This window comes from Rhodococcus sp. ENV425, from assembly GCF_002887785.1.
In the GTDB taxonomy this organism is placed as follows: Bacteria; Actinomycetota; Actinomycetes; order Mycobacteriales; family Mycobacteriaceae; genus Rhodococcus; species Rhodococcus aetherivorans.
This window is the reverse complement of sequence record NZ_PCZU01000219.1, coordinates 1,681-9,786: the sequence shown is the minus strand read 5'-3', so window position 1 is coordinate 9,786 and position 8,106 is coordinate 1,681. Positions and strand designations below refer to the sequence as shown.

At 71.9% G+C, this 8,106-nt stretch carries 7 protein-coding genes and 1 pseudogene; 2 read left to right on the top strand and 6 right to left on the bottom strand.

What is annotated here, in order from left to right; genetic code table 11:
* Positions 1-39: 39 nt before the first annotated feature.
* Complete coding sequence (gene pyk, locus CQZ88_RS19025) at positions 40-1,461, bottom strand: pyruvate kinase (protein ID WP_006947055.1); 1,422 nt, start codon at positions 1,459-1,461, stop codon at positions 40-42.
* 476 nt (positions 1,462-1,937) lie between these two features.
* Here pyk and CQZ88_RS19020 point away from each other — a divergent pair, with 476 nt between their 5' ends.
* The gene (locus CQZ88_RS19020) at positions 1,938-2,360 is read left to right on the top strand and encodes a MerR family transcriptional regulator (RefSeq protein ID WP_006947052.1); all 423 of its coding nucleotides are present in this window, start codon (positions 1,938-1,940) and stop codon (positions 2,358-2,360) included.
* Between the two features lie 119 nt (positions 2,361-2,479).
* Here the strand turns inward: CQZ88_RS19020 and CQZ88_RS19015 are convergent, their stop codons facing one another.
* Positions 2,480-3,019: a Dps family protein gene (locus CQZ88_RS19015; RefSeq protein WP_006947051.1), complete on the bottom strand. Its 540-nt coding sequence runs from the start codon at positions 3,017-3,019 to the stop codon at positions 2,480-2,482.
* A 425-nt stretch (positions 3,020-3,444) separates the two neighbouring features.
* Here CQZ88_RS19015 and CQZ88_RS19010 point away from each other — a divergent pair, with 425 nt between their 5' ends.
* On the top strand, positions 3,445-4,887 hold the full coding sequence (locus CQZ88_RS19010; protein WP_102800156.1) for a trehalose-6-phosphate synthase: 1,443 nt from the start codon (positions 3,445-3,447) through the stop codon (positions 4,885-4,887).
* A gap of 146 nt (positions 4,888-5,033) precedes the next feature.
* Here CQZ88_RS19010 and CQZ88_RS29965 read toward each other — a convergent pair whose 3' ends face one another.
* The 4 genes and pseudogenes from CQZ88_RS29965 to CQZ88_RS31375 form a co-directional block, all read right to left on the bottom strand.
* On the bottom strand, positions 5,034-5,183 hold the full coding sequence (locus tag CQZ88_RS29965) for a hypothetical protein (protein ID WP_006947049.1): 150 nt from the start codon (positions 5,181-5,183) through the stop codon (positions 5,034-5,036).
* Positions 5,184-5,211: 28 nt separating this feature from the next.
* Positions 5,212-5,673 (bottom strand): SRPBCC family protein, encoded by a 462-nt coding sequence (locus CQZ88_RS19005; RefSeq protein ID WP_006947046.1) that lies wholly within the window; start codon positions 5,671-5,673, stop codon positions 5,212-5,214.
* Between the two features lie 44 nt (positions 5,674-5,717).
* Positions 5,718-7,211: a glutamate synthase subunit beta gene (locus CQZ88_RS19000; protein ID WP_050035332.1), complete on the bottom strand. Its 1,494-nt coding sequence runs from the start codon at positions 7,209-7,211 to the stop codon at positions 5,718-5,720.
* Positions 7,204-8,106 (bottom strand): annotated as a pseudogene (locus CQZ88_RS31375) (glutamate synthase subunit alpha); the annotation flags it as partial. The pseudogene CQZ88_RS31375 and the gene CQZ88_RS19000, both read right to left, overlap by 8 nt.

The following is an 8,106-nucleotide window of genomic DNA, read 5'->3' as shown; positions in this document are numbered from 1 at the left end:
GGTCGACGAGGACCTCGAGATCGGTCGCGGTGCGACGGCTCAATGGGTGTCCTTCTCCCCGATCCGGTGCACGTGGATCAGGTTGGTCGACCCGGAGCGGCCGGGCGGGGACCCGGCCACGATGACCACGAGGTCGCCGCGCTGGTACCGGCCGAGCGAGAGCAGCGCCGCGTCGACCTGCTGCACCATCACGTCGGTCGTGTCGACCGGCTCGACGGAGAAGGTCTCGGTGCCCCATGTCAGCGCCAGCTGGCTGCGGATGTGCGGGACCGGGGTGAACGCCAGCAGCGGCAGCCGGGTGTGCAGCCGCGCCAGGCGCCGCACCGTGTCGCCGGACTGGGTGAACGCCACCAGCGCCTTGGCGTCGAGCCGCTCGCCGATGTCGCGCGCCGCGTAGGAGATCACCCCGCGCTTGGTGCGCGGCACGTGGGTCAGCGCCGGCACCCGGGTGGGATCGGACTCCACGGCCGCGATGATGCGGGCCATCGTCCGCACCGTCTCGACCGGGTACTTGCCCACCGACGTCTCGCCGGAGAGCATCACCGCGTCCGCACCGTCGAGGACCGCGTTGGCGACGTCGGAGGCCTCGGCGCGGGTCGGCCGGGAGTTCTCGATCATCGACTCGAGCATCTGCGTGGCCACGATGACGGGCTTGGCGTTCTCGCGGGCGATCTGGATCGCCCGCTTCTGCACCAGCGGCACCTCCTCGAGCGGCATCTCGACGCCGAGGTCACCGCGGGCGACCATCACCGCATCGAACGCCAGCACGACCGCCTCGAGATTCTCGATGGCCTCGGGCTTCTCGAGCTTGGCGATCACCGGCACGCGGTGGCCCACCCGATCCATCACCTCGTGCACGAGCTCGATGTCGGCCGGGGAGCGCACGAACGACAAGGCGACGAAGTCCACGCCGAGCCGCATGGCGAACTCGAGATCCTCGATGTCCTTCTCCGACAGCGCCGGAACCGAGATGTTCATCCCCGGCAGGGACACGCCCTTGTTGTTGCTGACCGGCCCACCCTCGGTGACGCGGCAGACCACATCCCTGCCCTCGACGTGCTCGACGACCAGGCCGACCTTGCCGTCGTCGACGAGCAGGCGATCCCCCGGGCGCGCGTCGTCGGCGAGCTGCTTGTAGGTGGTCGAGACCCGGTCGTGGGTTCCCTCGACGTCGTCGACGGTGATCCGGACGATCTCGCCGGTATTCCACACCGTCGGCCCCTCGGCGAACCGGCCGAGGCGGATCTTCGGGCCCTGCAGGTCGGCGAGGATGCCGACGGCATGCCCGCTGGTATCGGAGGCCTCCCGCACGCGGCGGTAGTGGGCCTCGTGATCGGCGTGTTCGCCGTGGCTGAAGTTGAGGCGGGCCACGTCCATCCCGGCGTCGACGAGTTCCCTCAGGACCTCGGGGTCTGCCGTGGCCGGGCCCATGGTGCAAACGATCTTGGTGCGTCGGGTCACGCGGTCGAGCCTAGTACCCGTGCGGCGGTGGCGGAGCACAGCCGGTGCAGCGCCGACGCCGTGCCCGCTCGGCCGAGGGCCGACGTCCGGTTGCCCCGGGCATCGGTCCGGCCGTCCCCGTACCTCCGCCGGATGCGGCGCCCGATCTCGTCGGTGCCGGAGCGGCCCGCGGAACCCCCTGTGACGGAGACGGATCCGGCGGGGTGCGCCCGCGGCGCAGGACGGCACTCCCGTCCGGACGGCGGGGGCGGGGCACGGAAACGGCGCGGCATCGATCGCGGCCACCCCACGCGATGCATAAAATGTGTGTCATACAAGAGAGATATTCGTACCGGAGAGCCCGCTTCCCGGCGGTCCGGGTCCGCGCCGGCGTCGCCCGGGAATTGTCTCCGGCACGGAAGGTTTCCTGTGGCGATCGGGTAGATTCGGCACACCGGAGGCCATGGCAGCGAGGACACCGAACGAGGGAATCTGAAATGGAGAAAACGAGGAAGGAGCCGCTACCGCACTCCCGCCGCGGTGTCTACGGCATCTCGGTGGCCTCCGAGCTGTCCGGGGTCGATCCGCAGTCCATGCGCCTGTACGAACGCCGCGGACTGCTCAGCCCCGCGCGCACCGAAGGCGGCACCCGCCGCTACAGCGACGAGGACGTGGCGCGCCTGCGACGCATCGGCGAACTCCTCGCCGAGGGCATCAATCTGGCCGGCATCGCCCAGATCTTCCGCCTCGAGTCGAACCACGCCGAACTGGCGTCCCACAACGCACGTCTCGAATCCCACAATGCCCGGCTCGAATCGGACAAGGCTCGCCTGGAATCCGACAAGGCCCGGCTCGAGGATGCCAATGCGCGACTCGAGTCGGACAACGCGCGCCTGCGGGCGGACAACGGCAACAGCTGAGCGACCTCCAGCGGACACCCCCGGCCGCCGGACGGCGCGGGGTGTGCAATGCGCTGTCCGGCGACCGGTGATGCCTGCGCGCAGCGGCGGGCGAAGGACCCGGCCGGCGGCTCGCCCGCTCAGCGGGCTTCGTCCGCGGCCTGCCGTTCGGTGCGCGCGCCCTCGTGCGCGAGGGTTCCGGCCGAGTTCTCGAGATGTGCTCGGACGAACCACTGGAACTTCTCGAGGTCGCGCGTCTGCCCGATGAGCAGGTCCTCGGTGATCGGATCGATCTCCCCGACCTCCGAAATCGCCTTGCGGCAGTCCCCGATCACGCCGTCGTACACCAGGTCGAGGGCGGCGAGGTGGGCCTGGGCGGTGTCCCGCCCCACCGAGTAGTCGTCCCACGAGCGGTCCTTCTCGATCGCGCCCGCGGTCCCCTTCGGGGACGACCCGAGCGCGGCGATGCGTTCGGCGACGTCGTCGGCGAATCCGCGGACCGCGTCGACCTGCGGATCGATCATCTCGTGCACGCCGATGAAGTTCGGTCCCACGACGTTCCAGTGAACGTGCTTGAGGGTGAGGTGCAGGTCGTTGTAGGCGCTGAGCCGATTCTGCAGCACTTCGGCCACCCGGACGCCCTCGCTGTCGCTCAGGCCGGGGACGGTGAACTTCGCCATCTTCGATTCCTCCTACAGGCTCGTGTGTAGTACCTCCGCGGGCCGTCTCGCCGGCCCGCCGGTGTCGGCACGTAGGTGCCGGGCACCCCGCAGCCGGATTACCCCGGCACCCGGGCGCCGAAACCGCCGGCAAGCAAGCCCGTGCCACCCTCCGCGGGAAGGACATCGTCGATACCCTCCCCGTCGCACCGCACCGGGCCGGTGTTCCGCAGTAATTGCATCTTCCATTTGACAAAATTTCTATTGTGCGAGACAGATTATCTACCGGCGGGGTGCGGGGGCGTCGCTTCCCGGGATACCGAGCGCGGCGAAGTGCCTCCCCGCCCCGCCCCGAGTGATACACAAAAACTACTTGTCATAAGTACGAGTTCGACGGCAGTTGCCGGAGCGACCGGCCCCGGTGTCGAGCAAGGAGGCGCGACGCGATGACCGCAGCGGACCTGGTGGTGGTGGCCAATCGGCTCCCCGTGGACTACGACCCGTCGGCCGACGACGGGCGCGGCGGGTGGCGCCGCAGCCCGGGCGGGCTCGTCACCGCCCTGGAGCCGGTGCTGCGCGCCGCCGACGGCGCGTGGGTGGGCTGGCCCGGCGCCCCCGACGTCGCCTTCGATCCGTTCACCGAGGACGGCATCACGCTGCATCCGGTCTCCCTCACCGAAGGCGAGGTCGCCGGCTACTACGAGGGATTCTCCAACGCGACGCTGTGGCCGCTGTACCACGACGCGATCGTCGCTCCCGCCTACGACCGCACGTGGTGGCGGACATACGTCGCGGTCAACCGCCGCTTCGCCGAGGCCGCGGCCGACGCGGCCGCCCCGGGCGCGACGGTGTGGGTGCACGATTACCAGCTCCAGCTCGTGCCCAAGATGCTGCGCGACCTCCGGCCCGACCTGAAGATCGGCTTCTTCCTGCACATCCCCTTCCCGCCCACCGAGCTGTTCCTGCAACTGCCGTGGCGCACCGCCGTCGTGGAGGGCCTGCTCGGCGCCGACCTGGTGGGCTTCCACCTGCCCGGCGGCGCCCGCAACTTCCTGTTCCTGGCACAGCGGCTGCTCGGTCTGCACACGAGCGCGCACTCCGACCTGGACTCGTGCGTGGGCACCGTCGACGTCGGCGACCGGCGGGTGCAGGGCGGCGCCTTCCCCATCTCGATCGACTCGGCCCACTTCGCCGAACGCGTCCGGTCCCCCCACATCCGTGAGCGGGCCGCGCAGGTTCGCGAGGAACTCGGCAACCCCGAGACCCTGCTGCTGGGCGTGGACCGGCTCGACTACACCAAGGGCATCGACATTCGGCTCGAGGCGCTGCACGAGCTGCTCGACGAGGGCACCCTCGACCCCGAGAAGGTCGTCATGGTGCAGCTGGCCACCCCGAGTCGCGAGCGCGTGTCCGCCTACGCCCAGTTGCGCGAGGACATCGAGCGCAAGGTGGGCCACCTCAACGGCGAGTACGGGCAGCTGGGCCGGCCGGTGGTGCACTACCTGCACCGGCCCGTCGACCGCGACGAGCTCATGGCCCTGTACAGCGCGGCGGACGTCATGCTCGTCACACCCCTGCGCGACGGCATGAACCTCGTCGCCAAGGAGTACATCGCCTGCCGGACCGACGGCACCGGTGCCCTCGTCCTGAGCGAGTTCACCGGGGCGGCCAGCGAGCTGCGCCGCGCTCATCTGGTCAACCCGCACGATCTCGACGCCGTCAAACGCGCGATCGTCATCGCCGCCACCGAGGAACCGGCGACGGCGGCGCGCCGGATGCAGTCCCTGCGTACCCAGGTGCTCCACCACGACGTCGACCGGTGGGCCAACGCCTTCCTCACGGACCTGCGCGCGAGCGGATCCGGCGCCACCGCGGCCGCGAGCGCCTGAATCACAGCCGGGCGCGGGCTCGAAGCGGGGTCGGCGGCGCCGACGGAGGACGCCCTCGACCCCGGCATGCCGTGACCGTCGACAGCCCGTGCGACGGCGGAAGGGGCGATGCGGTTCGGCCGCATCGCTCCTTCCGGCCTCTGCGATCAGTCGTCGGTGGAGTTCTCGGCGGTGGGGTTCTCGGCGATTTCCGGGGCGTGCTCCCGAGTCGCCATGCCGCCGTTCCTGCCCTCGTCCACCGGGCCGGGCCGGCCCCCCTTGGGCCGGTTGCCGTCGGTCGGCTTCTTCTCCGTCACGGGGTCTCCTTCGGTCGGAAGTCCACGGTCACGGGCCGGGACGATCGACCTCACCGCGCCATGCGCCGTCGGCGACGCCGCGTTCCTCGATGAACTGCTTGAAGTGCCGCATGTCGCTCTTCACGCGGCGATCGAGGAGGCCGAGCTTGTCGGCGACGTTCTCGAAGAAGCCCTCGGGGTCGATGTCCATCTGCGCGGTGACCCGCGTGGTGGTGTCGTCGAGCCGGTGGAAGGTGATCACGCCGGCGTGGTCCGGCCCGGCGTCGGACCTCCATGCGACGCGCTCGTCGGGATGCTGCTCGGTGATCGTGGCGTCGAACTCCTTCGTCCCGCCGGCGACCTTGACGACCCAGTGGGTGTGGGTGTCGTCGATCTGGCGGATCCGCTCGACGCCCTCCATGAAACGGGGGAACTCCTCGAACTGCGTCCACTGGTTGTAGGCCGTACGGATCGGGACATGGACGTCGACCGACTCGGTGATCGTGCTCATGACGCTCCTTTCCTGCGGCGACCGGTGCGCCGCTCCCGGGTGGCCTACCCGGGCGGCCGAGCCGGGAAACGCCGGGGGTCCAGATGCAGCGACCGGGGATGGACCGGCGCCGGCAGCGCCGACTCGCCCGTGAGGAACGCGTCCACACCGCGCGCCGCCGCGCGTCCCTCGGCGATCGCCCACACCACCAGCGACGCACCGCGGTGGGCGTCGCCGCACACGAACACCCCCGGGGCCGAGGTCTGCCAGCGCTCGTCGCAGTCGAGAGTGCCCCGGACGCCGGGGGTCAGGCCGAGGGCGTCGAGGAGCGGTCCGCGCTGGACCCCCTCGAAGCCGACGGCGAGGAGGGCGAGGTCGCAGGGAATCTCGAAGGGGTCCCCGAGGGGGAGGCGGCGCGCGTCGACCTCGGCCAGTTCGAGCGCCCGCACCCGCCCACGGGAACCGACGAAGCGCTGCACCGTCACTTCGAACCGGCGGGTCCCGCCCTCCTCGTGCGCGGGCGCCGTTCGCAGCACCCACGGCGCGAGCGGCCACGGCGTGACGTCCTCGTCGCGGCGTCCGGGCGGCCGGGGCCGATAGTCGAGCTGGGTGACGGAACGCGCGCCCTGACGCAGTGCGGTGCCGAAGCAGTCGGCGCCGGTGTCCCCGCCGCCGACGATCACCACGTGCCGTCCGGCGGCGGTGAGGGCCGCGGGCCCGTCGCCCTCGCACTCGTGGTTGGCGGCGACGAGGTACTCCATCGCGGGGTGCACCCCGCCGAGTTCCCGCCCCGGGACGGCCAGGTCGCGGGCGCGGCCGGCCCCGACCGCGAGGACCACCGCGTCGAAGCCGGCCCGTAGCGTGGCGACATCCGGGTCGATCCCGGCCTCGGTGCCGGTGCGGAAGACCGTGCCCTCGGCGCGCATCTGCGCGAGGCGCCTGTCGACGAGGGCCTTGTCCATCTTGAACGCCGGGATGCCGTAGCGCAGCAGTCCGCCGAGCCGGTCGGCGCGCTCGAGGACGGTCACGGCGTGTCCGGCGCGGGTGAGCTGCTGGGCCGCGGCGAGACCCGCCGGTCCGGAGCCGACGACGGCGACGGATCTCCCGGTGCTGCGGGCCGGGGGGCGCGGCGGCACGCGGCCGTCGGCCCAGGCCCGGTCGGCGATCGCCCGCTCGATCCGTTCGACGGTCACGCCCGCGGTGTGGTCGTCCCGGGCGAGCACGCAGGCGGATTCACAGGGTGCCGGGCACAGCCGGCCGGTGAACTCGGGGAAGTTGTCGGTGGCGTGCAGCCGGTCGGCGGCCTCGGCCCACAGGTCACGACGCACCAGGTCGTTCCATTCGGGGATGAGGTTGCCGAGCGGGCAGCCGGTGCCGGCGCTGTGGCAGAAGGGGATACCGCAGTCCATGCAGCGGGCGGCCTGCTCCCGGATCGAGAGCGCCTCCTCGTCCGGGGGCTGCGCCCGGTGCACCTCCGCCCAGTCGCGAACGCGCTCGGCGGCGGGCCGGCGCGGCGGTTCGCGTCGGTCGTAGCGCAGGAATCCGCGGGGATCAGGCACCGTCGGCTCCCACCGGGGTGGGGCGCTCGCACGCCGCGGCGCGGACGCGGATCAGATCCTCGGGCACCACCGCGGTGAACCGGACCGCACTGCCGGGCCACTCGGCGAGGATCTCCCCGGCGACCGCCGATCCGGTGCGCGCGTGGTGGCGGGCGATCAGGTCACGCAGCGGAGCGAGGTCGCCGTCGTCGACGGGCTGCAGTTGCACGGAGGCGGTGTTGACGCGGCCGGGCTCGAGGTCGAGGACGTAGGCCAGCCCCCCGGACATGCCGGCGCCGAGGTTGCGGCCGGTGGCGCCGAGGATCACGACGCGGCCCCCGGTCATGTACTCGCAGGCATGGTCGCCGGTGCCCTCGCACACGGCGTCGGCGCCGGAATTGCGCACCGCGAAGCGCTCCCCCACCCGGCCGTGCAGGAACAACTCCCCGGAGGTGGCCCCGTACAGGACGGTGTTGCCGGCGACGATCTGCTCGTGCGGGTCGAACGGCGCGGCCGGGTCGGGGCGCACCACCACCCGTCCGCCGGACAGGCCCTTGGCGACATAGTCGTTGGCGTCGCCGGTGACGGTGACGGTGATGCCGACGGGCAGGAAGGCACCGAGGGACTGCCCGGCGCTGCCGTACAAATCGATCCGCACCGTGTCGTCGCTCAGGCCGGTGGGGCACCGTCGACCGGCGGTCCAGCCGAGCAGGGTGCCGACGGCGCGGTCACGGTTGGTGACGGCGGCGGTGAGATGCACGGGACGGCCGTCGTCGAGGGCGGGGGCCGCGCGGGCGATGAGGTCACGGTCCAGCGGCGCGTCGGGCGGTCCGGCGGCGGGACGGGTGCGGCGGCGCTGCGGGGGTGCCCCGAGGGCGTCGGCCGGCGGGGTGAACAGGGGTGCGAGGTCGAGTCC